The organism is Methylocaldum sp. RMAD-M (genome assembly GCF_017832375.1).
In the GTDB taxonomy this organism is placed as follows: domain Bacteria; phylum Pseudomonadota; class Gammaproteobacteria; order Methylococcales; family Methylococcaceae; genus Methylocaldum.
This window is the reverse complement of sequence record NZ_JAFIBZ010000007.1, coordinates 177,577-203,261: the sequence shown is the minus strand read 5'-3', so window position 1 is coordinate 203,261 and position 25,685 is coordinate 177,577. Positions and strand designations below refer to the sequence as shown.

Below are 25,685 nucleotides of genomic sequence, written 5' to 3'. Positions count from 1 at the left end.
AGTCACCGTGTCCAACGCAAACCTGTATTTCCTGCCCTGGGTGCGGCAGGGCGCCGCCTCCGCCATCGACGCCGAACAGAAAACCGGGATCGCCAGTGTCAATGTGATGCTCACGCTGGATGCCAAGACGGTTCCGGTTTCGGTAAAGTTGCGCGGCCCGGCGGACGTGATCGGGATCGACGCCAACCAGGTCGTTCGCACCGACCCCCGGCCGGGTTCGAACGACTTCGAGCCGAACTGCTTTCCGTCGATCGAGTTCGACCGCCCGGACTTTCCATGGCTGTTCACGCCGGCAAAAGCCCTCGCCGACAACCGGCTGCGGCCATGGCTGTGCCTCGTGGTGGTACGGAAACAAGCCGGCGTGAGTTTGAACAGTGCGGCCGACGCGCCGCTGCCCGTTTTGACGATCGCCGCACCGGCGCGGCCATGGGTCGAACTCCCGGACCTGAACGAATCCTGGGCCTGGGCGCATGCCCAGGTGGCCGCGGACGACGGCAGCAAAGATGCCATTCGGGGGGCCTTGCAAGGTTCGCCGGAGCTGTCGCTTTCGAGGCTGCTGTGTCCGCGCATCCTGGCGCCCGACAACGACTACATCGCCTGCGTGGTTCCCGCTTTCGAACTGGGCCGGAAAGCCGGGCTAGGCATACCCATCGAGAAAACGGAATACGAGACGCCGGCGCCGGCCTGGTCGATACCGCCCGAACCGCCGACCGAGTACGGACCGACCCGGCTGCCCGTTTATTACCATTGGGAATTCCGTTCGGGCCAGCCGGGCGATTTCGAGTCGATCGCCAGGAATCTGAAGGCCGATGTGCCGGACGGTCTCGGCAAGCGCAGGATCGACATCAGCCAGCCCTTTCCCGAGTCGGGCGCGACGGAGGTGGAACTCGAAGGCGCGCTGCTGCCGATCTCGCCGCCCGGCGGCTCGCCGGCCCCGGCCCCCGTTCCGCAGCCGTTCAGGGACAATCTCGCCAAGACCGTCAACGGCAGCATCACCGGACCGGACTCCGACCCCGTGCTCGCCCCCCCCATCTACGGCCGCTGGTACACCAAGGACGCAACGGTCGATCCAGCGGGCGCAACCTGGCTCGATCAGCTCAATGTCGATCCGCGCTGGCGTATCGCCGCCGCCTTCGGAACCCGCGTCGTTCAGGAGCACCAGGAAGCGCTGATGGCCTCGGCGTGGGAACAGGCCGCCGAATCGGCGGTCGCCAACCAGCGTTTGCGCCAGATCCAGCTGAGCCTCGCCGTGGGCGAGAGCCTGCACGCTCGCCATCTCTCCAAGTTCACCGAGGAAAGAATGCTGCGCATCACGGCGCCCGCCTTCGCCCGCTTGCGAGTCTCCCGGCAACAGGATGTTTCGGGGCTGGCCGCAAGCGCGGCCGCGACGGCGGAACCGTCGCTGCTCGCCGAACAGGCCCGTTCCGCATTGCCGGTAGCGGCAAACCGCCCGGCGATGCGCCGCATCGGACGCCAGCGCGGCCCGCTGACCCGCCGCGTCGCTGCCCAGAATTACCAGCGCAACGCCAAAGACACCTGGGTGGCCCGCCTCAACAATATGCCGGGGGACACCCCTCCGATCCAGCCGCCGCAGCCGCCGCAGCAGGACTTTTGCCCGATACCGGGGAGCCTGCCGGTCGAGTATCTCGGGCTCGAGGGGGCCCAACCCCAGAAGAACGGATCGTACTTCGGCGCATTCTTCGTCTCGCCCGAAAACACCCCCGTGCTGTCGCCGGGCACGCCGCTGCTGAAGCAGGACCGGACCGAGGTTCCCGGCTTTTTCCGCAAGGCGGCGCAGGAACATCTGAATCGCTTCCCCGCCCCACGCACCGCCTCTGCCGAACTACGGCTCCCGATGCAGGCCATCACTATCCCGGTGCTCGCACAGACCATCCCGCGGGAAACGCTGCCGGCCCTGGTCAAGGCGATCATGTCGACCGGAGACAACGTGCTCGCGCCGGCGGAGACCGACGGGGTGGATACAGTCATGATGGCGCCGCACTTCCCGCAGCCCATGTACGAAACGCTGCGCGACCTGTCGCAGGAACTGCTGCTGCCGGGAATCGACAAGGTCAGGCCGGAGACGGTTGTCGGCCTGGAGACGAATCGGCGGTTCATCGAGGCCTATCTGGTCGGGCTCAATCATGAAATGGCCCGCGAGCTGCTGTGGCGGGGTTACCCGACCGATCAGCGCGGCACCTATTTCGACCGGTTCTGGAGCATCGGGCACCCGGATATCACCGCCCTGCACACCTGGAGCGTCATCGATTCGGCGACCGGGAAAATGAGGCCGCTGGGCGATCTCGCCTTCGGCGCGCCTCCAGACGCCAATCCGTTCGTCATGCTGCTGCGCAGCAGCCTGCTGCAGCGCTATCCCAACGCGTCGGTCTTCATGGTTCGCGCGATGCATCCGGGGTCGCCCCCCGACCCCCTGGCGTTCCAGCCCGACCCGGCGGCGCCCGAGCTGCTGCCCATCTTCAGCGGCTTCACGCAGCCGGATGTGTTCATTTTAGGTTTTGATGTCTCTCCGGACGAGGCCGGCGGCGATCCAGGCTACTACGTAGTCATTCAGGAGCATCCCACCGAACCGCGCTTCGGCATCGATGCGGATCGAACGCGAGACAGCAGCCATCTCAGCCTCGGCGATCTCGGCCTCGATGCCGCTCCGCCCGCGCACGCCGCGCAAACCGCCGCCGCCACGCGCCGGCTTCCGGTACGCATCGCCATTCACGCCAAACGGCTCATCATGCCGGCCTGACCCACGGACTCACACCGATGAATAAACCGCTATTCGATACCAGTTTCGCGCTTCCCTCGGTAAACCCCGAGATTACGCCCCAAAGGCTCTGTCCCGGCAATGTTCCCCTGGTGCTGCTGCCGGTGCGACTGGAGACGCGTTTCTTCGAACTGCCCGACGGCTCAGCCACACTGCGGGTGCGCGTCTATCCCGACAAGATTCATATCGACACCCACCAGCCGGACCTCACGGCGGAAGAACAGGCCTTGGGAATGCAGTATTGGCAGCAGGATTGGGCGGCGGGAGACGAAACCGCCCGCGCCGACGCCTGGCATACCCTGGCCAGCCGCGTCGATGCGGAGCGCGCCGCGTGGATAGCCCGGGTACTGCAGCCCACCAACCTCGCCCAGCGCCCCAAGGAGCCGCCGGTATTCCCGCCCCTGCCCCCGGTACGGGGCGAGCATGCGCCGGTGGCCCGGCTGCTGCCGGACCGCTGGACCGCCGTACTGCACTCGGGAGGAACGGTCGCGTTGACGGCCACCGGAAACGACATTCAGCGAGAGCTCGCGGTCGGCCTTAACCCGAATGTGTCCGACGATAAAACCGACATGTCGGCCGGTGCCGGCGACACGCTCGCCCTGGATGAGGACATGATGTGGCTGGTGGACTTCGACAAGGCCCAGTCGGCCGGAATGGCGCTCACCATGACCGTGCCGGCGGCCGTTCTGGAAACCGGCATCGACAGTCTCATGGTATTCGGCGTCGCCGACTCGCCGGACACAGCCGATACGGCCAACCGGCTGGCCGATCTTCTCGATGCGCACCATTACACCGACGGGCTCGAGTTCCTGCGCTTCGGAACCCCCACGAACAACACCGACGATAGGCGCGCCGGCTACAGCACGGATGATCCCGGCCACCGCCGAAGCTTCGCCAACGAGGTCGTCGCGAATCCCGAAAACACGCCGAACGCGCGGCTCGTCGGGACGGTACTCGGGCTGCCGTCGGAACGGATCGCAACCACCCTGGGACGCGTGGGCCAGGCCGGCCAGGACCACGAACGCGACCTGCGCAGCATGAATGCCGCGCTATGGCAGGTCGGCTGGGGCTATTTCCTCAGCAACATGATGGGCGCGGAAACCGGCTTCACGGCCGAAGCGCTCGATTGGGCGCGCAACCACTTCCTGAACTACGTGCGCAGCGGCGGTCCCTTCCCGTCCCTGCGCTGCGGAACCCAGCCCTATGGCATCCTGCCGGTGACGTCGCTGGACTTATGGACGCCGGAGGCGGGCGAAGCTTCCGCCGCCCTGGAATCCCGGCTCAAAGAGCTGCTGCTCGCCATGCGCAACGAAGTATGGCGCCCCGTCGTGCACCTGGTCGCACGCATCGGACTCCGGCAGGAAACGCCCGGGAAGGCCGATCCGGACAGCGACCTCGCCGACGTCATGCGAACCGATGGCGTTTCGCACGGACATCTCACCCGCAGAGTGCTCGGCCGGCATTATCTCGAGCACCTGTACGCGCTGGCCGGTCGGGACTTCAGCCCGCTTGCGGTAGCGCAAGGCGAGATTTCGGCCAAGCTGATCGATCGCTTGAAGCTGACGGTGCAGAAGCTTCCCCGCCTCGCGCGCTGTTTCCTGGACACGGCACCCGCGCCGGTGACCGCTCCCCTGGTGCACGCGGGAGAAATTTCGCCGTGGCAGCGCCTCGAGCCCAATTACATCAGGGCGCTGCTCGAAACCACGAGCATCGAGGCATTGATCACGCTCGATCCGCCGCCGAGTCCGAGTCTTTTGTATGCGCTGCTGCGTCACGCACTGCTCCGCGAAATCGCGGAAGCCGCCGCGCGCATGGCGGCAACCGTGCCGGACAAACAATACGCGACGCTCGACCTGCTGCGCGATTCCGAACTGGTCGATCTGGTCGACGGGTCCATCATCGGCTACACGGTGCAGAAGCCGGCGGACACGCTGCACTGGAAGCGCCAGCTCGAAATCCATGGCGTTCCGGGCCTTCCCGCCGACCAGACGATCGGCCGGTATCTCGAAGACTGGCTGCAGGCGCGCGCCGGCGGCAACCATCCGGCCGTCGCGGCGCTCGGCGAATTCCGCGCCGGCCTGGCCCATCTGCAGATGCTGGACACCGAGTCGCTACACTATCTGATGCAGTCCACGCTCGATCTCTCCTCGCATCGGCTCGACGCCTGGATCACCTCGTTCGCCACCAAGCGCCTGAAAGCGATGACCCCCGGCGGATCGCCGGGTGTTTACGTGGGCGCCTACGGCTGGGTGGAAAATCTCCGGCCGGCGCATCGGGCGGAGCCGATTCCCGCCGAGCTGTTGCCGCCGGGGGAGCAGGCACCGGAGGAGCAGGCGCCGCTGTATCCGCTGGCCAATGACAGCGGCTTCATTCATGCCCCCTCGCTAACCCACGCGTCCGCGGCGGCCTTGCTGCGCAATGCGCATCTCGGCCCCGACGGAGTCCCGCAGCCGGATGGATCGTTTGCCATCGATCTGTCGTCGCGGCGGGTGCGCGATGCCTCGCGGCTGCTCGAAGGCGTGCGCCAGGGACAGCCGCTGGGCGCGCTCCTGGGCTATCGGCTCGAACGTCGCCTGCATGAAGCCGGGCTCGATCATTTCATCGCGCCGCTGCGAAAAATCTCACCGTTGGCAGTCCGCAAGCGGGAAACCGACGCCTGGCCGAACGAGATCTTCAAAGCCAACGCGGCCAACAACGTGGTGGACGGACTAGAGCTGTTCCGAGCATGGAAGGCATACCGGAATAGCATCGCCTTTGAGATCAGGAACGTGGGGAGCGACGACGAAAGGTTCCGGGTCGAACGTGAGATCGAAGCGCTCGGCGATGCGATCGACGGTCTTGGCGATGCACTCGTCGCCGAGGCGGCGTACCAGATCGCTCGCGGCAACACCCCGCGCCTGGCCAGCACGCTGTCGGCCATCGCCCTGGGGGATGCGCCGGTACCGGAACTGGAAGTGGCCCGCATCCCTCGCACCGGCACCTCGCTGACCCATCGCGTGCTGGTGCTGTTCAGCGGCGTGTCGAATGCCGGCGGCGGCTGGACCAACTCGACCACACGCACTGTCAACGAGCGCTGGCTCAATGCCTGGATCAGGCTGTTGCTGGGCGATGCGCGCAAGGTGCGGTGCACCGTCGAGCGGCTCGACGACACCACCGGCGCGGTGACGGAAACCGCCGTTTTCCCGTTGAGCGATGTGCCGATGTCTACCCTAGACTTCGTGTACAGCGTACAGCCCGGGGGCCAGTCGGCCACGGCCGACGCGTCGCCCTGCCTCGCCGAGCAGCGCGTGCTTTATCATGCAAGACGCCTGGCGAACGGCTTCGGCAACGACGCCGGGGTGCGGCTGCAGCACGAGCGGCCGGCCGATCTCGCCGCCGGAGAGACGACGCTGTTCGACGTGCTGGAGCAGGCACGCGCCATTCGGCGCTTGCTCCAGGGCGCACGCGGACTGCGTCCCGAGGACCTGAGCCCGCCCGACCGCCCGCATCAGTCCACGCTCGATCTGGCGGACCTGGAAGCACGTGTCGTGCGATACGAGAACGGCCTGAATGCCGCCCACAAGACGCTCGCAAGCCTGGTGTCCAAGGGCGCGGAGACCCTCGCCGAGGATTTCCGGACGGCGATACTGAACCTCGGCCATTTCAGCGTCGAGCCGGCCGTCCCCGGCGTCGCGGTCGGCGACACGCCCGAGATTCGCAGCGCCTTGGCCCGGCAGGCGGCCGCGATGCTGAAGGTCAGCGGACCGCGCTTGGAACAGGGCGCCGCGCTTCGAACCCGGGTTGCAGCAACCGACCCCCGCGCGCGCTGCGACCAACTGCTCGAACGCGGACGCGCCGTCTATGGCGCCGAGTTCGTGTCGCTCCCAAGCTTTACCTGCGACGCTGCCGGCGCCGCCGAACTCAATGCCGCACTCGCGGCCGGCACCCAGCAACAAGGCGGCGATCCGCTCGCCGTCCACGGCTGGTTCATGCGCGCCTCGCGGGTGCGCGACGCCCTGGCGCCTCTCGGCCTGTGCCTGCAGACGGCGGAAGTCTTCGCGACCGGCGCCCGCCTGAACCTTAATGTCGCGCAATTGCCTTTCAACGCGGAAGAGCGCTGGGTAGGCCTGCCGGGGGCCGGGAAAGAACTGCCTCCGAGCAAGCTGTCGCTGGTGGTGCAACCCATGACGGCAATCGATGCCGCCCTGCCCTTGTCCGGCCTGTTCATCGACGAATGGGTGGAGGTGGTGCCGAACAAGGAGGAAACGACCGCCCTCACCTTTCAGTTCGATCCGCCCAATGCCTTCCCGCCGCAGAACGTGCTGATCGCCGTGCCCCCGGTTCCGGGCCAGGACTGGACCACCGAAACCTTGCGCTGCGTGCTCGCCGAGACGCTCGATCTGGCCAAGCTGCGCGCCGTCGACACGCGCCTGCTCGGCGCGGCCGCGCAGTATCTGCCGGGCATCTACGTGCCCTTCAATGTCGCGGACGACGCGGTCTCGACCGACTTCGCGCCGCTCACGGCCTAATTCAACCGCCGCCACCAACGAAATAGATAGAGGAAACGACGTAATGGCAGGACTTTTCGTTTTCGTAGCCAGCCCGGCCCAGTACAGCACGGTCGGACGGAGCATACAGTTGTCCGGTTCGGTTGGAGGCGCCGGTAGCGGTTCCGTCTCCTGGGTTAGTATCCAGCTCGGCGCCGGGGGACCTACAGTGAAGCCCAACGGTCGCGAGAATTGGAGTTGGCAGGGACTGATCCCAAACAACATCCGCCCGGGCCAGGCGTTTCAGATCATCGTCACTGCCAGCGGAGTGATACAGACCAAGGGTTGGCCGGAACCGGAATACGAGACGGTCGACGGACAAGCCGTCCTCAACGTCGTGCTCGAAAACGTGGTGCCGGAACTGACGGTCGATTCGTTCCAGTCGCCCGTCGTGGTGACGCAGTTCCCCTATGTTTTCCAGCTCGAAGGATCCGCATCGGAGGCTAAACCCGAGATCTACGGCGTCCCCCAAGTCCAGTATCGGATCGGAAACGGCGCGTTCGTGGCCGCGAGTCCCGTCATTGGCAATGCGGCTCGCTGGACCGCGGGGGTTTCCGTGGCGACCAAAGGGGACACCGTCATCACCGTGCAGGCGTCCGACAATTTCGGGTCGGTCACGACCGTCCAGAAAACCTTGACGGTGCTCGAGTATCCGATGCCGACCGAAGTCGATCCGAACGTAAAAACAACGCTGGCCGGCGTGCCGACGACGTCCTCGATTACCAGCTGGACGCGGCTCGAACCGCAGTGTTCCAACGCGGACATCGGTTCCAGTTCCAACGCCCGCCTGTTCGATCCGCTATGGCTCATGACGCGGCAATGGCAGATCGGCGAATTCCAGGGCGAGGATACCGGGTCGCCGGTGCAGGCGCGGGTGCGGGCAACGGGCGCGCTGCTCACGCGGTGCTATTTCGGGGAGTTGCCCGAGAATAACAAGGCGCCTCCGTACGACCCGACGCTCGAACCGCTCGAGGCCGTGGTGGAACGCCGGCGCATGCGTCCCGCCGGCGCCGACGACTCCCGCATGCTCACGCTGGCTGTGGAAGCCGGGCTCCACTTCCTGCGCATGCTGGAACGCAACGCGACGGCGAAGAAATACCGCCCGGCATTCCTCGCCCACTACGTACTGCAACCGCCTCTCACGCTGTCGGCCGACGACGCCGGCCGGCGCTTCGTCCAGACCATGGTCGGACGAGCGCCCGACGCGCGCCGGCTCGCGTCCGCGTTCCGCCAGCCGGACTCGTCCCAGATCGTTTTCGATGCGGCGCTTAACATCGCGGCAGCCGACCGTGCCCCGGTGCAGCAGGTCGCATCGGCTTGGCTGGCCTGGTACGACGGGCTTTTCACCGAGCCTGGGGCACCGTCCCAGGACGCCTGGATGCCGTCGCGCCTCGAGTATGCCGTGTCGGTCGCCACCCGTTTGTCCGCCGATCCGCAGGACGCGCTGACCTTCTCCGCCAGCGAATTCGATGGCGGCCGACTCGACTGGAGCAGCTTCGACATCAATAAAACAGCCGGTGTCGACACCACCGGCGACGTGTATCCGATCGCGCTCACGGAAACCACGATGCCCGCGCCGGTGAGCTTTCACGGCGCGCCCGCTCCGCGTTTCTGGGAACTGGAGGACGCGAAAATCGCCTACGGTCTGGTGTCGGCCGGACCGGCGGATGTGGCGCAAATGCTCATGATCGAGTATGCCAGCACCTACGGCAATGATTGGTTTGTCGTGCCGCTGAACTTGCCGGTGGGCAGCGTCACCCGCATCGACTCGCTGGTGGTGACCGACACCTTCGGCGTCCGCAGCCTGCTGCGTCCCATCGGCGATCCGGAACTGCCGCAGCCCTTCTTTTCCCTGTGGCAGGTGTCGATCCTGCGCCGTGCGGGCGAAAGCCTCGGGGCTGAGTTACCGACCGGCGAGCGGATCGGCGCTCCCGTCCCCAATCTGTTCTTTCTTCCGCCCACGCTTGGCCGGACCATCGACGGCGCGCCCCTGGAAGACGTGCTGTTCATGCGCGACGAAATGGCCAACATGGGGTGGGGCATCGAGCGTAGCATCGAAAGCGCCATCGAAACGCCGCTCAAGCTGGCAAGCGATCCGGCGCAGGCCAACAGCGCTCCGCCCCCCTCCACCGCACTGCCGCGCTATCGGCTGTCGACGACCGTGCCGGACAACTGGATACCGCTGCTGCCCGTGCAACCGAATAACACCGACAACGCGGTTTCGCAACTCCGGCCCGGGGCCGTACTTCAGCCGAATTCCACGGCAAAACCACAGTTCGCCCGTAGCGAGGTGCTCAAGGCGTTGAGCACGCAATGGCTCTACGACGAGGAGGTCCCCCGTGAAGGCGTGCATATTACGCGTCGGCGCCATATGACGCGTTGGATCGATGGGTCGACCTGGGTATGGACCGCGTTCCGCAGCGAAGTCGGCACCGGGGAAGGATCGGCCGGTCTGCGCTTCGATCAGATCGAGGATGGCGGTCGGTCGGAGCAGGGATTCGATTGACGGTTCACGCTTTATTAGAGCGTGTTATGCACTTTGCAGGAGTAGCGAGGCCTTGACGAGCATGAGGATGGCGAACACCACGAAGTGCAGGCCCGCCAAGGTTTCGGCTAACCGCTCGTAATCGCGAGCCAAACGCCGAAAACGGGCGATCCAACCGAAACTCCGCTCCACCACCCAGCGCCGGGGCAACAGCACAAAGCCTCTTTTGACCTCAGGCAGCTTGACCACTTCCAGCCGAATGCCGTGCTGGCGGGCGACCTCGGCTGCCTCGTCACCGGCGTCGCCCTGGTCGACAAACGCCACTTCCACACCTTGTCCCGTGACTTGTTGAACAGAGCGCGCCAGTTCCGCCACCTGCGCCCGTTCCGGCTCATTGGCCGGAGTCACCAGGAGCGCCAACAGATGGCCCAAGGTATCGACGGCCATGTGGACCTTGCTGCCCTTCTTGCGTTTATAGTCATCGTAACCGGCACGCGACCCACTCTCACAATTGGGTCGCAGCGTTCGCCCATCCAAAATCGCGGCTTTCGGCTGCGATTTTCGCCCCTGCGCCAGACGCAAAATTTCGAGGCGATCGTGCACGATCGCCTCGAAGCAGCCCGCCGCGAGCCAACGCTGGGTCTGTTGATAAACGGCTTCCCACGGCGGCAGGTCATGCGGCAACATCCGCGAAGGCGCGCCGGCCCGCTTGGCCGGGACATGGAATGCGTTCGGAGAGTTGAAAAAATAGAGCCTCCCGGCGGGAGGATTCCGCCCGGCCACGGAAATTCGCCTCCAGATCGGTTGATTGTTACAAAAGGAGCGTAACCGGAGATCGGCCGGGCAAGTCGCCGGAGAGTGGACTGCTCCGTACCGGCCGGATGCGTGCGCAACGGATTTCGGTGTTAAACCCGCTTCCGGAATCTAGGAAAACTATCCAGGCATTTCCCGATTTCAAGTCTTTGACGTGCTTTGTCCCATTCCAGGATCGGAGCGATGTCGGCTGCAATGGCTTCCATCTCGTCGGGAGAAAAGCGATGTAGAACGAGCAAGGGCGAACGACGCCGCAGGAGATCGTCCAAGTGAACGATCATTTCATTACGGGCGCAATGAAAAAGATCGGCGACAATGAATGGCAAGTCCGACAGAGCACGCGAACCCAGGGCGTTGTTCCGCTCGATAGATTGGAAAATCTCCTCGATCCGCGTGCCATGGCGGAAACCCAACCAGCGAATCTCTTCGGCTCCGAGCCCTAAATTCCGGCCCCGCTCCACCGAGTTCCGAAGCCATTCCGAATAGTTTTGGTCGGGAGCCCAAGGGAAAGCCAGACCCGCTGTCATGCAAGGGCGTCGAACACCCAGCTTTCGGCAAACTTTATCGACGATCGCCGCGGCGTCGTAACGCGCCGAGGTAAACTTGCCGCCCACCGAGACCAGCACGCCATTATTCAACTCTCTCAAAGTCCACTTGCGACTCAGCGCCGATGGCGCGAGCCCCTGTTTGCCCTTCAGCACCCGGAGACCGGCAAAGCCGCCGAGTATATCCTCTTCGCGCCACTGCACGGAGCCGAGCACACGGTTTGCCGATCGCAGCAAATAATCGACATCCTCCCGCTCCACGTCGACATCCTCGGGATTGCCCGCATAATCCGTATCGGTAGTGCCTAGCAGCGTTAGGCCATACCACGGCACCAAAAAGATCACACGGCCGTCCGTTTCCGAAAAGAACAGCAAGGCATCCCTACCGGGCAAACGAGGCAAGATAAGATGAACGCCTTTACACAGACGACAGGCCTTGGGCGAAAAACCGGGCGCATCTTTCACCCATGCACCGGTGGCGTTGACCACACAGCGGGCATGCACCGGCGTCTGCTCCCCTGTCACTTGATCCTTGACGATGACGCCCGTCACTCGCCCGTGCCGCTCTTCGTAAGCTATGGCACCGCAATAGTTGACCGCCACGGCACCGGCTGCCAAGGCTCCATCCACCAATTCCAGCACGAAACGGGCATCGTCCGTCTGCGCATCTCCGTAAACCCACCCGCTATCCAAATCAGTAACCCGGAGCCACGGGAAACGACGTGCAAATGCCTCGGCGCTCAAACGCTCGTGGCGTGCTTCCGAGCCGGCGATACTGCCCAGCAGATCGTAGATCGACAGCCCCAGACGAAGCCGCCAGGATGCCAAGCGATCTTTGCGATAAACCGGGATACCGAAACGTAGCGCTTCGACCCCGTGCGGACAAAGCCGCATCAGCCGCTGCCGCTCGTTCAACGATTTCCGAACCAGTCCGAAATGCCCCTGCGCGACGTAACGCAGCCCGCCGTGGATCAGCTTGGTCGATGCCGAAGACGTACCTCCGGCCCAATCCCCCCGGTCGATCAAAGCCGTTGACAATCCGCGCAAGGCGGCATCATAAGCCGTCCAGGCGCCATAAATGCCGCCACCGACGACCAGCAAATCGAAGGTCTTGTTCTTAAGATCGGAAAATCGCCGCTGCATGGTCGTAATAGCCTTGATGCCCCATACTTCCTGGACCGATTCTCAGGATGTTACACTCGCGCCGCCAACGATCCTGACGTGGAGAATATCCCCGCTCTGGCAATACACACAAGCAAGTCGATCTCATTTTCCGACCATTCAAGGCTTGTCGCTCAAATGCGGCCATGGATCCGATCGTCATACCGATGAAAAAATCACCACCGATCCGCCTTCGATCGCTCTTCCTGATCATCGCGGCCTTTTTGCCGATTCTCTGCGGCCCGGCGCAAAGCGATGAAGTTTTCCGCTGGAAGGACGAGAAAGGGCGCGTTCATTACTCCGATCATGCCGCCGAAGGTGCCGAACCTACAAATATCGAGGCGGCACCAGCGGTTCACGCGGTAAAAGCGGTATTCGACGGCGACACCGTCTTGCTCGACAATGGGGAGAAAGTCCGGCTGCTTGGAATCAATACACCGGAAGTGGACAGCCCCAGGAAGATCGGTGAAGCGGGAGGCGAAGAGGCAAAGCTCTGGCTCCAACGGCGCTTGACGGGCCGAACGGTGCGCCTGGAGCATGATATGGAGCTTAGGGACAAGTACCGGCGGCTATTGGCCCATGTCTTCGCCGACAACGGCGAACACATCAACCTGGCGTTGATAGAAGCGGGCTTGGCTTTTGTAGACATTCATCCGCCCAATCTCAAATATGCCGAAGCCTTGACTCAGGCCGAGAGTGGAGCAGAACTGGCTAAACGCGGCATTTGGGGAATGCCGGATTACCGGCCGAAGCCAGTGGAAGCGCTGATTGTGCGGCCGACGCTACGCGGCTGGCAGCGTTTGACAGGCGCACCGTCCGCTATCGTCGAAAGCAAGCGTTATTTCCGCTTGAAATTTTCCGATCGATTCGAAGTCCGCATCCCGAGAGAAAACCTCAACCTATTCCCTCCCTTGGAGACCTATCTGCGCCGGAACGTTGAAGCACGGGGTTGGCTATCGCGTCGACGCGGCGATTATTCGATCTTCGTCCGACATCCGAGCGCGCTCACCATCCGAAGATGATTGCTGGAAATCCGGTCTTGACCGGCGTATCGCATCGAGCGGCGTGCCTGAACTTCGCTTCAATACTGATAACGGTGCTCCTCCTCGTAATACTGAGGAAATCCGACAGCCGCTTTCAACTCCTCGAATTCCATGATGTTCTCCGGCATCCGCCCCTGCCTGAGGCTGCTCAAAGCCTCACGCATGGCGCGGATGCCGGCATTCAGCAAGGTTAGAGGATATACCGCGATCTTATAGCCGATCGCCTCCAGCTGTTGGGGCGGCAAGACCGGAGTCTTGCCGTATTCGATCATGTTGGCCATCTTGGGCCCGTCAACTTCGGCGCAGTAGCGATGCATTTCCTCGACGCTTTCCGGAGCTTCCAGAAAAGTGATATCGGCGCCCAACTCCCGGAATAATCGACAGCGTGCGATGGCTTCCTCCAAACCTAACACGGCCCGCGCGTCGGTTCGCGCCATGATGAGTATGTCGTCGCCGGCATTGCGTGCGTCAACCGCCGCACGGATTCGCATTGCGGCTTCGTCCCGGCTCACCACCGCCTTTCCCTGGGTGTGACCGCAACGTTTCGGAGCCAGCTGATCCTCGATCATGATGCAAGCAAATCCCGCCCGAGCGTAGCCTTGCACGGTGCGCTTTACGTTGAGTGCATTGCCGAAGCCAGTATCCCCATCGCCGAACATCGGAATAGAGACGGCGGCACAAATATTCCGGCCCTGTTCCACCAGTTCCCCGTAGGAAATCAAGCCGGTATCGGGCAGACCGAGGCGCGCCCCGGACACGGCAAAACCACTCATAAAGCCCATCTCGAAACCGGACTCCTGGATCAATTTGGCCGATATGGCATCGTGGCAGCCCGGCATAATGCGGATACCAGGCGAGGCAAGAAGCTCTTTCAAACGGGCGGTAGCGGAAGCCATACGTTTTTCTCCTCGGAAGTCGGCCATGAATCGAATACCCGATCAACCGGAAACGGCGATCATTGCGACGCCTTATCGGCGTTCAGTTCGAGGCGGGATGCTTCGTTGGGTCTGGGAATGTCCACGCCGAGACTGATGACGAAACTCGACGCCTCCTCGATGCTCATCTCGGACACTCTGACCTTCGATTCGTGGACGATTACGGTAAAGCCCGAGGTCGGATTCGGCGAGGTCGGAACATACAGCACCAGGTAATCGTCGACCCGGTTGGTTACATAGGCCGGCACCCAAATGCCTTCCTTAGGATATTCGATGTAAACCACGTCGCGCAGCTTTTCCTTCTCATCGCCCCGAAACAGGTTCAGTATTTTTTTGGTAACCCGGTATATCGTGCCGAGCAGCGGAATACGGTTAAGCAGACCCTCCAGGTAGTACCACACATGCGCTTTATCCTGCTTGAGCAAATAACCGAAATACGTCAGGACCAAAATGGCCGTCGTAAACAAGCCTATGGGGATAAAGAAGTTCTCGTAACGCCCGAAGATGCTCAACACGAAGTCTCGAAGCAATCCTTCGACCGCGATTACGATCTGTAGGATGATAACGATGGGAAGTACACCCAATACACCGATAAGAAAATAGCCAAAGAATTTCTGTAATGTCTTTTTCATTTTATTACCAGCAACTTTGGTGACGAAATTTGCAATTCGAGAAAAACGGCATCGACGAGCGATATCTCCGTCGGCCTGCTCCCGGACCGAAGAATATGCTCTACAGAATAAAGCGTAATTAGGACGATGTCAGTTTTGGAGCGTCGAAAAAGATCGATCGGGTTTGAGGGCGGGGTTGTGAAAATCAGTCTTCAACGGGCTCCACGGTTATCGTGACCGCTTCAGTGTAGGTGAGTTCCACTTCATCCCCTGCCCCTAGGTTCTTTATGTACTTTCGGAGCTGAGGATTTCGCACCTCAACCGTGTGCACGCGACCGCTCGGGCTCGAAATCGTCACTCTGTTCGCATCGTGATCGACGGACAAGACTTTCACCGTCGCCCTGACCGAGCGCCCTACCGATCCGCCCGGACGCTCTCCGGACTGTGTTATCGAGCTTCCTTCTCCAACTTTGACATCCTTTGCACCCTCGCCGGGATCTTTGATCTCGGCCGCAAGCGCCTCGTAATAACCGATGGTCACCTGATCGCCGACTTTCATTTTGGCGAGATTTTCAACTTTCGGGTCGATGTGTACGGCGAATCCGTTTCCGTTTGCGTCCGTCAAAAAGACCTGACGGCTTTGCAAATCGATCTCTTTGACCGTTGCGGTGGTTTGTTTGGCATTTGCGTAAAGCTGTTTCGGCTCTTGAGCGGCGCACGCCGCCAGAGCAGCCAGAATGACACTGTTGAGCACTCTCCGAGCGATCGAAAACCAGATGCTGTCCATCGCGACGCTCCGTCCATGACAATCCGAACAAACATCCGAGCTGAAATTGCAGCCCGACCAACGCCGATAATCGATGCCTCCGATGCGATTCCCGCACAGATGCCCCTTCATAAAGCAACTTCACGGCGTCGGCTACGGTTCCCCTCGTCATGGAGCGTCCCACGCGATCACACGACCGCATCGCCTGGAAGTCGACGTCCTCGAATAAAATTAGACAGCTCCGCTAGGAGGAAGGGTTCCCCGTTTTCAGGACTCTTTGAATCCAAGTCTCTTTAAAATGGTTTCCAAAGGACATATTTTGGTAAATCCGCTCTGAAACAAGTTGGCTCCGACAAATGCTGTAAACCAAAGCCAGTTCTTGTTTACGAATATCGGGCTGGCTTCCGCGCCAAGCGCCAACGATAGCAAAACAAAAAATCCTGCGAAAATTCTTACTAAACGATGTGTAGTCATAGCAGCCTCATGTTAGAATTCTCTAATATATCAAACTCGAGCCCGCGATAAAGTACGAGTTCGCCGATGAATCGAGTGTGACGCACGTCGGCGCATGATCTGCAAGACTCATTCGGAAAAGCGAGCAGAAAACGGTCCTGTCGCGGATAGTATCAACCGGGTTTTTTTGGTGAACTCGGCTGCCTTGATGACGAAGAAACCAAATTTCGAACATCGATGGAATATGGGACGGCTCTGAACGCTGGCCGCACATTCGAGGAAAATATTGGATGGCTAATGTAATCATGTACAGCTCAGCCTTCTGCCCCTATTGTGTCATGGCGGAGCGCTTGCTTTTGAAAAAAGGCGTCGAGAATATCCAAAAGATCAGGGTCGACCTGGAGCCGGAACTCCGCATCGAAATGATGGAAAGGACAAAACGCCGCACGGTACCCCAGATTTACATCGGCGAAACTCATGTAGGGGGTTATGACGACCTCGCTGCCCTGGAGCGTGTCGGCCAGCTTGATCTCTTGCTGGCCAATGCTCGAGGGCATGGCAACGATTAGAAACTCCCCTCGCTCTGGCTTAGCTTTCAACTAAGAATCGTTCCGTATCGAAAAGCGGTTGAAAGGTTTTCCAGCGGTGAATTATTGACTTGTCTCAAAACTAAATTCGCGAATATCTGTCTTTAATACCAATTCGTTCTGCTGTACCGGATTAGCGCCAATCCAAACGGTAAGAAGCAGACAACGCGGCGTGCGTTGGACCGAAACATTGTGCATGGCACCCTGCTTATGTATATTTACCTATTCCTTTAGCTCATTCGGAGGCGAGGGGAAGTCGAGAAACTACGAGCCTTCCATTAGGCCCGCTTCAACAACGTAATACAAAAATCCGATAATCCATCAAGTGAGGGAAGAGATATGCGTAAACTAATTTGCTTCAAAGAGTGCTTGCTCGCTCTGAGCCTGCTCGTTTCCGCCGTGATCCCCGTATCGAGCTGGGCGCACGGAGGAGCCTCCGGCGTCGATTTGGATGCTTGCCGCATTCCGGTCGGCCCGCACTGGGTCCATTTCACCGCTTACCAACCGCAGTTGACTGGAACAACCGAATACTGCGATTCCATTCCCGAAGTTGGTTCAGCCACCCTGGTATTCGATTACGAAGGGAAGGCGTTGCGAAACATGACGGTTGAATTTGAAATCACCAAGGAACCGCAAGGAACCCGCGTCTTTTACAAGGAGCCGTCGACCTATCCGACCGGCACCGCCAACACCACAATCAACTTCACCGAGCCTGGTAAGTACTTGGCCCATGTGACCCTGGTCAATGAAGGGCAAAAGGTGGACGCCCACGTACCCTTTAGTGTCGGAGCCTCCGCATCCGGGCCTTCGACCAGCACTTACTTGGTCATTGCCGTCATTTTGATTGCGGCCGGCTATATCTTTTATCTTTCCAATGCGTCGTTCAAAGGCGCCGTAGATCGGATGTTGAAAAAGACCTCTTAGGAACTTTTAGGTCGGATCGATTGACTAAGCGCCATCCGTCGCCAGTCTTAGTCAAGTCTTCGAATCTCTGTTCCCAACGGTACTCAAAATGCAGACACGCTCCCTCGTATTCTTGTTTGGTTCGGCCCTGTTGAGCTTATCCACCGGTGCCGGAGCCGTTACTTCTCCACCGCCCAGCGCCAAAGTCCAACTCGGCCAAGCAGAACCTTTCTGCAACAGCGGGGTTCCTAGCGAATGGCGCAAAGCTCAAGTCATCGAAGGCGTAAACATTCAAGAATCGAGGGTCTGCAACGCGGATAATCCGGCAGACATCGCGGCGTTCGTGAAGGGAACCAACAACATATCCATGCAAACGATCATGGATACGTCCAGCTTAGCTGCGGATGCGATCACGAAAACCAATGACATGGATGGCGACGGTGACCCCGACCATATCATCATTAAAGTCGAAATCATGGAAGTAAACGGGCACTCGCCGGATTTCGCCGGCGTAGTACCCACCTTCGATATCGCACCCGGCATACAACCCAGCTTCTGGGTCTTCGCTCCGAAAACCCGCGATATGTCGACGCGTAGCTTCGCAAGCGTGGAAGCAAATCCGATGCTGCGCATGCCCTCCACGCCGATACGCGTCGAGCAGGGCGACGTGGTCTGGCTGGTCGTTGAGAATACCCACTACTTCCCTCACTCGATACACCTTCACGGCGTCGACCACCCCTTCATGGACCACGGCGGCGAAGGCAACGATGGCGTTGGCCAAACCAGCCAAATGGATATCATGCCGGGCCAAAGCAAGACCTACGTGATCCGGCCACGTCAGCCCGGCACTATGTATTATCACTGCCACGTCCAACCTCATACGCATATTCCGATGGGGCTCGCGGGCATGTTTATAGTGGAAGAGAACCGGCCGAACAACTGGGTTCAAACCTTTAACGTGGGCGCCGGCCAAGTTCGCCATCCCTCCGTAGCGGTATTGGAAAAATTCAGCCAGGAATACGACCTGCACTATCAGTCGGTCGACAAAGATCTGCATAAACTTCCGCAGGCAGCCAACGATCCCCGCCTGATCGCGAGAGCGATGAACCAGGAGTATGACATCACGGACGCGACTGACGACTATTTTCTACTGAACGGACGCTCCTTCCCGTACACGCTTCGGGAGTCGCTCATTACGGTTAACCCGAACGAGAAGATCAAGCTGCGCATTTTGAACGGCCATACCGAGACGCTTGCGCTTCATACGCATGGCCACAAGGCGACCGAAACTCATTATGACGGGGTCGAACAGAACCCCAGCGCTCAGGTGACCCGTGATGTTTACATGATGGCGCCGGCCCAGCGGCTGGACCTGTCGATCAATACGACGGATGACGGCTTGCACAGCTTCGGGTCCGGTATATGGATGTTCCACGACCATGTCGAAAGATCCTTCACCACCGACGGCATGGGCGAAGGCGGCAGCATCAGTCTCATCGTGTACAAGTCTTATCTAGAGGAAAACGGCACGCCGAAAACTCACGGCATGGATTTGACTCCGTATTTCACCAAGGAATTTTGGGAGAGAAAAATACCCGTATGGCAAGACTGGGCAGATGACTGGGGCAGCTTGGCTGAGCCTGCAGGCATTCAAACAGCGGCTGCGGCAAGCGTGACCGGAACGACCGGAGTTAAATCTGCGCCAGACGTGGTCGCCACCGATACGTCATCCAATCCGCTGGGCAGCCTTTTCAATGGACTGCTGTTCGGTATTGCGGGTTATGTGCTCTATCTGTACCGGGAACGCGTACTCGCTGTAATCAGCCAACTCGCGTCCCAGGCCAAAGGCAAGCATTGAGGCAGTCGAACGTCATGTCAAAGTTTACGCATCTCATAATCTTCGGCGCTTTTCTGACCGCTTCGTCGGCCCATGCCGCGAAACAGCAGGAAATCGTAGAACATAAGTTATTGATGGATCACGGTGATGGCCACCTCATGGATATGGATGGCGGCATGGTCATGGGCCAAAACAAGGATAAGCTGCCCGGTGGCTGCGACAAGATCAGCGGGGACGAAGAGATCACCGTACGGGCCGGGCACAAGTATTCAAAGAAATTTCCCGGCACCATGTTCGCGTTCGACAAGCAGGAGTGGCGCATTAAGCCCTGTACGCGCCTCACGGTGCACTTCATCAACGAGGACAATATTCGCCATCAATGGATGATGCATGGATTGCCCAAGTATTTGTACGACAAGGGCATGTTCCACTTGGAGGTAACCGGCCCAGCCAAAATAAGCGGTACGCTGATCGTGCCCAAGGAAGACAAGACCTATCTGGTGCACTGCGACATCGCCCAGCACATGGAAAAGGGAATGAAAGGACAGCTGGTCGTTGGGAAAGGCGGCGGCACGTTTCCCAGTATCCCCGGTCTGACCGACTTCGCCATTCCCGACAATTACGGCCCAACGCAAATAGCGGCTACTACGTCGGCGCAGCCTGCAGTTACTCAACCTACAGCGGCTCAACCGCTGCCGGCGCCTCAATCTTCGTCCAATACCGGCACATTCATTATCGGCCTAGCCCTCGGCTTGTTCGCGACACCATTTGCCGTGAGCAATTTCAAGCAGCGCTTCAAAGGCATGAGCTCGAAAGACGTCGTCATCTATGGAGCCAACCTCGGCAAGAGCCTGTTTGATCAAGCCGTCCATTTAGCAATCTCCTTATACCGCCGCTTCAAGAAGTAAGCCAGGCCACACTCCCGTTGCGAGGCGCCTCACTCAGCCTGGAAGAGCCTTGCAACGGGCAAAAACCGTCCTCCTCATACGCAAAAATACCCGCTGTAACCGTCCGCAGACGGCAGGCCGAATCGGCTTCATTCACCGAAGGCCGGCTTGCGCCTCCGGATGCTGCAACTTGCATTCTTCCCGGTTGAGATGGCGTTGCGCCTCCAGAAAATCGTCCAGATACGCCTGATTGATCACCCGCCGCAAAACGCCTTCTTCGTCGGGTTCCACGTCCCATAGTCCGCTATTGTGCCAGTGATGGTCGTTTTCCCAGTCGGTGCGGTCGACTATCGGGTACAGACAGACGCCTTCCACCGGTACACCCAACTGGCGCGCCCTGCACACCTCTTCGGCAATTTCCCGTATCCATTGCCCCCGACCGGCGCCGACATGGCTGGTCTCGCCGATGATCATGGGGACCTGATAACGCTCGTACACCTCTTGCAACAAGCGGTGCAGCGGCATCCGCCTTGGATCGCCGAGGTGCCAGTGGAGACGGTCATTCGTTAGATACTCCCACTGATTGGAGTGATAATAGTTGACGCCGATGATGTCCAGGTACTTCGGGTCCCCGCCCAAATCCTCGTCGCGGGAGCCGCGCAACATGTCCCAAGCCTCGAACATGGAAGCGCGCTGCGCCCGCGCCGCGTCTTCCAAATCGGGGCGGCCGGGCGGCGCGATGATGTGGATGATAGGATCGATATGGATGATGCGCGCACGAGGATCCACTTCCCACACCGCTTCAATCGCTTCGATGGCGGCCCGAACGAGCTGGCGCTTCAGTTCGTTGTCCCGGCCCTTGCTGTGAACCGCGTACGGGTACATCAAATCGCTATGACAAACCGCCCAGCAGATGAAGGATATTTCATTGATGGGCGAATATACGGGTTCCGCATTGCTGTGATCGGCGATGAAGCGCGCAGCTTCGGCGGAAAAGCGGGCAAAGCGATGCACGAAAGCCGGCGAAAACAGGTCCAGGTCGTCCGGCCAGCCATAATGGCAAAGGGTCCAGTTGACCTGGACGCCGTGCTCGTTGGCCGCGCGCAACATGGGAGCGAGCGAGGAAAAATCGAATCGCCCGCCGCGCTCGATCAGATGCCAGCGTACGCTTTCCCGAACGACCTGAATCCCGACTTCGCGCAGCATGGCATAGTCGCTGTCCACCAGGAGGTCATGGTGCGTGGAATGCACCATGTCCAGACGCTTGCCGGATGAATTGATATGGCTGGCTCCCTCGAATCCTGCCATCCAAAAGGACTTGAGAAGTGCCGGAGCGATGTGATCGGTCGTCATTCAGCAGCCTCGTTGTATGAATTGCGGTCGATTAAGAGCTACGGGGGGCACGGGATTACACCAGCACGCGGCCGTCATGCCCTTGAGCGCGGTAGGCGGCAAGGGCCGTCGCCTTCACCGCGGCGGCTTGCCCCGCCTTCGCCAGCGCCACGCAGGCACCGCCGAAACCTGCGCCGGTGAGCCGGGCGCCGTAGACGGCCGGCTGTTTTTGCAATAGCTCCACGAGAAGATCGAGGGCCGGAACAGACACCTCGTAGTCATCACGGAGGCTTGCATGGGACGCATTCATCAGCTCGCCGAACTCCTCGGCCGATACGCCGGACACCGCCACGAGCACGCGCTGATTTTCGCTGAAGACGTGACGCGCGCGACGGTTCAAAGGTTCCGGCAGGCTCTCCGTAATCGCAAGGTCGCCGATATCCCTGAGGGCCATGACACCCAATCGGCGAGCGGCTTCCTCGCATTCCTGGCGCCGCTGGTTGTAGGCGCTAGCGGCCAGGCGGCGCGGCACGCCGCTGTCCAGCACGATCAGTTCGGCGTGCTCCGGCAGGGGCAGCAAGCGGCGCTCCAGCGTCCGGGTGTCCAGAAACAGCATGTGCAAGACATCGCCGAAGCTCGCCGCCATCTGATCCATGATGCCGCAACGGACCCCGGCGAACCGGATTTCGGCTTGCTGGGCCAGGAGAGCGATGGCGAGGTCGTCTATATCGAGCTGAAACAAACCGCGTAATCCCCTCAGCACCGCGACTTCCAGGGCCGCGCTGCTGGATAGCCCTGCCCCGATCGGAACCTCCGAGCGGATCAGGAGGTTCACCGGAGCTATGGCGCAGCCCGCTTCCCGAAGTACTTCAAGGCAACCTGCGACATAGCCGGTGAACCCATGGGCAATGGCGCCGCCCGCGCGGTAGCGAACCAGTTCGTCGAAATTCGCCGAATAAAATCGGCACCATTCGTCTTGGCTCCGTGCCATTTCGACCTGGGTCCTCTGCGGAATCGCGGTGGGAAGAACATAGCCGTCGTTATAATCGGTGTGTTCCCCGAGCAGATTCACCCGGCCCGGCGCGCCGGCTTCGAGCTCGGGTTCGGAACCGTACAGTTCGGAGAACTTGAGGTGGTCTGCTCCCATCATTCATTACTCACCAAGCCACCGCTATCGCCTTGAGTTCCCTTGCCTTTTCTTCCGGCAATGCGTCATTCGCGAACATGCCGGCGGCGAGCTCGGTGCCGGCCAGATATTTCAGCCGGTCTGCGGTACGGTAGGGCGGATAGAACTCGGCATGGAGATGGCACTCCGGATGCTGGCGCCGATCGACCGGAGCCTGGTACCAAGCCATGAGATAAGGGAATGGCCGCTGCCAAAGCCCGTCGTATTTGAGCAGAACCGTTTTCAGGGCGGCGGCCAGATCGGCCCGCTGCTCGGAATTCAAAGCCAAGAACGACGGAACCGCGACAATGGGGGCCACCCACACTTCGTACGGATAGCGCGCCCATGCCGGCACGAATGCGATCGCGTGCTCGCCGAGATACAGCACCCGCTCGCCGCTCTTAGCCTCCGCTGCGATCAATTCCTGGAGCAACGAACCGCCGGTCTTCTCGAAATGCTCGGCTTCGTTCTGGTGAATGCGCTCGGGAAACGGCGGCACGAAGGGATAGGCATAGATCTGACCGTGAGGATGATGCAGGGTCACGCCTACCTCGGCCCCGCGATTCTCGAAAGGCAACACATAACGCACATCCCGGCGCATGGCGAGGACTTCCGTGCGGCGCCCCCAGACTTCCAGAAGCAACTCGATGTGATCCAAGGGCAATCGGCCTAGGCTACTCTGTGGGTCCTGGGTGAACACGACGACTTCGCAGTGGCCTTTGGCCGGAAGGGTGCTGACCAGGCTTTCGGGCGGATCGTGAGCCTTCCCGGTCAGTGCCGGAAAGCGGTTATCGAACACGGCGATGTCATAGTCGCCGCAGGGCAGTTCGGTGGGATTGTCCGGATCGTCCGAGGGTGCAAAAGGGTTGTACTCCGGCGGCGGATGAAAGGTGCGCCCTTGCCGATAGGCAGCATAGGCCACCCATTCGCCTCGCAGGGGATGCCAGCGGAGGTGGGGATTGAGCCCTTCCGGGGCGGACAGCAGCGAGGGCTGGATATTCCAGGCGATGGGCCGACGGCTGTACAGGCTCAGCGTGCGGCCGTCCGCTTTCATGAGATCACGGGTGTACATAATTGTTTCCGCGCACCGCGCGGGCTATGTCTTCCACCGGCATCTTCGGAGTGCGATCGTCGAATAAGAGGCCGTTGGCCTCCTGGAATGTGTCCGCGAACTGCGTGTAGCAGAAGCCGCTGAACATTGCGGTTGAGCGCACCGCCTCGATGATGGCGCAGGTGCGCTGCTTGTATTCCTCGAGATCGTCGTAGCGTTGATAGCCCCAGCCACGGTCGTAGCGTTCGTCTCCGGGCCGAATGTAAGCCACGCCGCCGAACTCGGAAAGCAGCACCGGCTGGCCGCGGTGAGGGTGCCCATCCAGGGTCAGAATGCGCCCTCCGGCCCAGCGCCGGTCGACCACTTCCTGCAATTTGACCTCGGGTCCGTAACGGGCGCGGATATGGTCCGGGTTACCGTCGTAATCGTGTACGCCGATAATGTCGGTGGCGGAACTTTCCCAACCGTCATTGCCGATGACGAGACGGGTCGGATCCAGAGACCGGGTGAGGTGATAGAAGGACTGAACCGCATCCTGCGGCGCCGGCAACGCGGGCAGATCGGGAACGCCCCAGGATTCGTTGAAAGGCACCCAAATCACCACGCAGGGATGGCTGATGTCGCGCTCGATGACCTCGGTCCATTCTCTCAGCAGCCGATTCAAGGCCTTGTGGGTAAATCGATAGGCACTGGGCATTTCGGTGAAAACCAGGAGGCCCAGCACATCGGCCCAATACAGGTAGCGCGGATCCTCGATCTTCTGATGCTTGCGCACCCCGTTGAAGCCCATGGCCTTGGCCAGCTCCACATCGCGCTTCAACGCATCGCTCGTGGGTGCGGTCATCAGCGAATCCGGCCAGTAGCCCTGGTCCAAGGCCAGGCGCAGAACATAAGGCCGGCCGTTCAGCAAAATGCGCTCCCGCTGTGCGCCCACAGACCGCAGAGCGGTGTAGGAATACACTTGATCGACCACTTGCCCTTCGCAGAGCAGCTTTATTTCGGCATCGATCAGCGTAGGCCATTCAGGAGACCAGAGCAGTTCGTTGCGGAAGTCGTCGATGCCGGGATCGGACAACCCGATCCGTCGATGCACCTCGCCGCCGATGACGTGATAGGTGTCGTTCGCGAGAATTTGCGCACCGCAGCGGAGACATACGGAGACATAAGTCTCATCGGGGTGCCTCCCGGTGACGTAAGCATCGAAGGTGATGTCCCAGCGCTCCACGCTGGGCGTCCAGCGGATTTTTTCGATGTAGTTGTCGCCCACGAATTCCAGCCACACGGTCTGCCAGATGCCGGTGGTACGTGGATACCAGATGCTGTGGGGCTCCAGCCGCCAGTCCTGCTTGCCGCGCGGCTTTTCGAGATCATGAGGGTCATCCTCGGCCCACACCGTGATGCGCTGCCTGCGACCGGGCGCCAGTGCGAAGCTGATGTCGGCGCCGAAGGGCGTATGCCCGCCCTGGTGTTCGGCCACCTTGACGTCGTTGACCCAGACCCGAGCCTGCCAGTCGACCGCGCCGAAGTGCAGCAGAACCCTGCCGCTGCGATTTTCCGGAAGATCGAACTCCCGCTGATACCAGCACGCCCGGTGAAAACCCGTGTCGGCGATGCCGCTCCGCTGGCTTTCAGGGGCGAACGGCACCTCGATGGTCAAAGGCCAGTCGGGCACGTCGCGCGGTATCCGGAACGCCAGTTCATCGTCGAACCGGAAGCGCCACGGACCATCCAGCGATATCCAGTCGGGGCGCCGCAGTTGGGGTCTTGGATAGCGGCTATCCATACCGATCCTTCTACATGTCATCGCGC

17 protein-coding genes and 1 pseudogene are annotated in these 25,685 nt (G+C 60.8%); 8 read left to right on the top strand and 10 right to left on the bottom strand.

All coding sequences use genetic code 11. The annotated features are described in order from the left end of the window. Positions 1-7: 7 nt before the first annotated feature. Genes JOD69_RS09835 through JOD69_RS09825 form a run of 3 tightly spaced genes read left to right on the top strand, consistent with a single transcriptional unit; the run spans position 8 to position 9,808 of the window. A complete protein-coding gene (locus tag JOD69_RS09835) occupies positions 8-2,758 on the top strand; it encodes a hypothetical protein (protein WP_086135528.1) in 2,751 nt (916 codons plus the stop codon). A 17-nt stretch (positions 2,759-2,775) separates the two neighbouring features. Further along, entirely contained in the window at positions 2,776-7,284 is a 4,509-nt protein-coding gene (locus JOD69_RS09830) for a hypothetical protein (RefSeq protein WP_086135529.1), read from the top strand. A gap of 43 nt (positions 7,285-7,327) precedes the next feature. Beyond that, positions 7,328-9,808 carry a hypothetical protein gene (locus tag JOD69_RS09825; RefSeq protein ID WP_086135530.1) on the top strand — a complete coding sequence of 827 codons (2,481 nt, stop codon included), beginning with the start codon at positions 7,328-7,330 and terminating at the stop codon, positions 9,806-9,808. Positions 9,809-9,832: 24 nt separating this feature from the next. On the opposite strand, the pseudogene JOD69_RS09820 reads toward JOD69_RS09825, so the two are convergent. Further along, positions 9,833-10,489: pseudogene (locus JOD69_RS09820) on the bottom strand (IS5 family transposase); the annotation flags it as partial. Positions 10,490-10,692: 203 nt separating this feature from the next. Continuing rightward, a complete protein-coding gene (locus JOD69_RS09815) occupies positions 10,693-12,288 on the bottom strand; it encodes a glycerol-3-phosphate dehydrogenase/oxidase (RefSeq protein WP_086135531.1) in 1,596 nt (531 codons plus the stop codon). A 185-nt stretch (positions 12,289-12,473) separates the two neighbouring features. Here JOD69_RS09815 and JOD69_RS09810 point away from each other — a divergent pair, with 185 nt between their 5' ends. Beyond that, positions 12,474-13,328, top strand: a complete 855-nt coding sequence (locus JOD69_RS09810) for a thermonuclease family protein (protein ID WP_168183910.1) — start codon at positions 12,474-12,476, stop codon at positions 13,326-13,328. A 59-nt stretch (positions 13,329-13,387) separates the two neighbouring features. Here JOD69_RS09810 and JOD69_RS09805 read toward each other — a convergent pair whose 3' ends face one another. The 4 genes from JOD69_RS09805 to JOD69_RS09790 all read right to left on the bottom strand — a co-directional run bounded on the left by JOD69_RS09805 (position 13,388) and on the right by JOD69_RS09790 (position 16,135). Then, on the bottom strand, positions 13,388-14,245 hold the full coding sequence (locus tag JOD69_RS09805; protein ID WP_077731582.1) for an isocitrate lyase/PEP mutase family protein: 858 nt from the start codon (positions 14,243-14,245) through the stop codon (positions 13,388-13,390). Between the two features lie 59 nt (positions 14,246-14,304). Continuing rightward, positions 14,305-14,916 carry a DUF502 domain-containing protein gene (locus JOD69_RS09800; RefSeq protein WP_077731583.1) on the bottom strand — a complete coding sequence of 204 codons (612 nt, stop codon included), beginning with the start codon at positions 14,914-14,916 and terminating at the stop codon, positions 14,305-14,307. Positions 14,917-15,100: 184 nt separating this feature from the next. After that, positions 15,101-15,682, bottom strand: a complete 582-nt coding sequence (locus JOD69_RS09795; protein ID WP_139841169.1) for a hypothetical protein — start codon at positions 15,680-15,682, stop codon at positions 15,101-15,103. 246 nt (positions 15,683-15,928) lie between these two features. Then, complete coding sequence (locus JOD69_RS09790) at positions 15,929-16,135, bottom strand: DUF2892 domain-containing protein (protein WP_077731585.1); 207 nt, start codon at positions 16,133-16,135, stop codon at positions 15,929-15,931. A gap of 269 nt (positions 16,136-16,404) precedes the next feature. Here JOD69_RS09790 and grxC point away from each other — a divergent pair, with 269 nt between their 5' ends. From grxC to JOD69_RS09770, 4 genes are all read left to right on the top strand, one after another. Next, a complete protein-coding gene (gene grxC / locus JOD69_RS09785; RefSeq protein WP_077731586.1) occupies positions 16,405-16,683 on the top strand; it encodes a glutaredoxin 3 in 279 nt (92 codons plus the stop codon). 357 nt (positions 16,684-17,040) lie between these two features. Beyond that, positions 17,041-17,625 (top strand): hypothetical protein, encoded by a 585-nt coding sequence (locus JOD69_RS09780; protein WP_077731587.1) that lies wholly within the window; start codon positions 17,041-17,043, stop codon positions 17,623-17,625. Between the two features lie 88 nt (positions 17,626-17,713). After that, a complete protein-coding gene (locus JOD69_RS09775) occupies positions 17,714-19,462 on the top strand; it encodes a multicopper oxidase domain-containing protein (protein WP_086135534.1) in 1,749 nt (582 codons plus the stop codon). Positions 19,463-19,476: 14 nt separating this feature from the next. Continuing rightward, positions 19,477-20,349 carry a cupredoxin domain-containing protein gene (locus JOD69_RS09770; RefSeq protein WP_240502589.1) on the top strand — a complete coding sequence of 291 codons (873 nt, stop codon included), beginning with the start codon at positions 19,477-19,479 and terminating at the stop codon, positions 20,347-20,349. 132 nt (positions 20,350-20,481) lie between these two features. Here JOD69_RS09770 and JOD69_RS09765 read toward each other — a convergent pair whose 3' ends face one another. The 4 genes from JOD69_RS09765 to JOD69_RS09750 are packed head-to-tail and all read right to left on the bottom strand — an operon-like array spanning position 20,482 to position 25,680. After that, positions 20,482-21,681 carry a hypothetical protein gene (locus JOD69_RS09765; RefSeq protein ID WP_077731589.1) on the bottom strand — a complete coding sequence of 400 codons (1,200 nt, stop codon included), beginning with the start codon at positions 21,679-21,681 and terminating at the stop codon, positions 20,482-20,484. Positions 21,682-21,736: 55 nt separating this feature from the next. Then, positions 21,737-22,810, bottom strand: a complete 1,074-nt coding sequence (galK, locus tag JOD69_RS09760; protein WP_240502590.1) for a galactokinase — start codon at positions 22,808-22,810, stop codon at positions 21,737-21,739. A 7-nt stretch (positions 22,811-22,817) separates the two neighbouring features. Beyond that, positions 22,818-23,897, bottom strand: coding sequence for a galactose-1-phosphate uridylyltransferase (galT, locus tag JOD69_RS09755; RefSeq protein ID WP_077731590.1), 1,080 nt, complete (start codon positions 23,895-23,897; stop codon positions 22,818-22,820). Continuing rightward, on the bottom strand, positions 23,884-25,680 hold the full coding sequence (locus tag JOD69_RS09750; protein WP_245245535.1) for a glycoside hydrolase family 2 TIM barrel-domain containing protein: 1,797 nt from the start codon (positions 25,678-25,680) through the stop codon (positions 23,884-23,886). Before JOD69_RS09750 ends, galT begins: the two co-directional genes overlap by 14 nt. Positions 25,681-25,685 lie beyond the last annotated feature (5 nt).

Coding starts and splice junctions, on each gene's coding strand:
- JOD69_RS09825 (WP_086135530.1), top strand. CDS start 7,328: ATGGCAGGACTTTTCGTTTTCGTAGCCAGCCCGGCCCAGTACAGCACG.
- JOD69_RS09770 (WP_240502589.1), top strand. CDS start 19,477: ATGTCAAAGTTTACGCATCTCATAATCTTCGGCGCTTTTCTGACCGCT.
- JOD69_RS09775 (WP_086135534.1), top strand. CDS start 17,714: ATGCAGACACGCTCCCTCGTATTCTTGTTTGGTTCGGCCCTGTTGAGC.
- JOD69_RS09830 (WP_086135529.1), top strand. CDS start 2,776: ATGAATAAACCGCTATTCGATACCAGTTTCGCGCTTCCCTCGGTAAAC.
- galK (WP_240502590.1), bottom strand. CDS start 22,810: ATGATGGGAGCAGACCACCTCAAGTTCTCCGAACTGTACGGTTCCGAA.
- galT (WP_077731590.1), bottom strand. CDS start 23,897: ATGTACACCCGTGATCTCATGAAAGCGGACGGCCGCACGCTGAGCCTG.
- JOD69_RS09800 (WP_077731583.1), bottom strand. CDS start 14,916: ATGAAAAAGACATTACAGAAATTCTTTGGCTATTTTCTTATCGGTGTA.
- JOD69_RS09765 (WP_077731589.1), bottom strand. CDS start 21,681: ATGACGACCGATCACATCGCTCCGGCACTTCTCAAGTCCTTTTGGATG.
- JOD69_RS09790 (WP_077731585.1), bottom strand. CDS start 16,135: ATGACTACACATCGTTTAGTAAGAATTTTCGCAGGATTTTTTGTTTTG.
- grxC (WP_077731586.1), top strand. CDS start 16,405: ATGGCTAATGTAATCATGTACAGCTCAGCCTTCTGCCCCTATTGTGTC.
- JOD69_RS09795 (WP_139841169.1), bottom strand. CDS start 15,682: ATGGACAGCATCTGGTTTTCGATCGCTCGGAGAGTGCTCAACAGTGTC.
- JOD69_RS09805 (WP_077731582.1), bottom strand. CDS start 14,245: ATGGCTTCCGCTACCGCCCGTTTGAAAGAGCTTCTTGCCTCGCCTGGT.
- JOD69_RS09810 (WP_168183910.1), top strand. CDS start 12,474: ATGAAAAAATCACCACCGATCCGCCTTCGATCGCTCTTCCTGATCATC.
- JOD69_RS09780 (WP_077731587.1), top strand. CDS start 17,041: ATGCGTAAACTAATTTGCTTCAAAGAGTGCTTGCTCGCTCTGAGCCTG.
- JOD69_RS09815 (WP_086135531.1), bottom strand. CDS start 12,288: ATGCAGCGGCGATTTTCCGATCTTAAGAACAAGACCTTCGATTTGCTG.
- JOD69_RS09750 (WP_245245535.1), bottom strand. CDS start 25,680: ATGACATGTAGAAGGATCGGTATGGATAGCCGCTATCCAAGACCCCAA.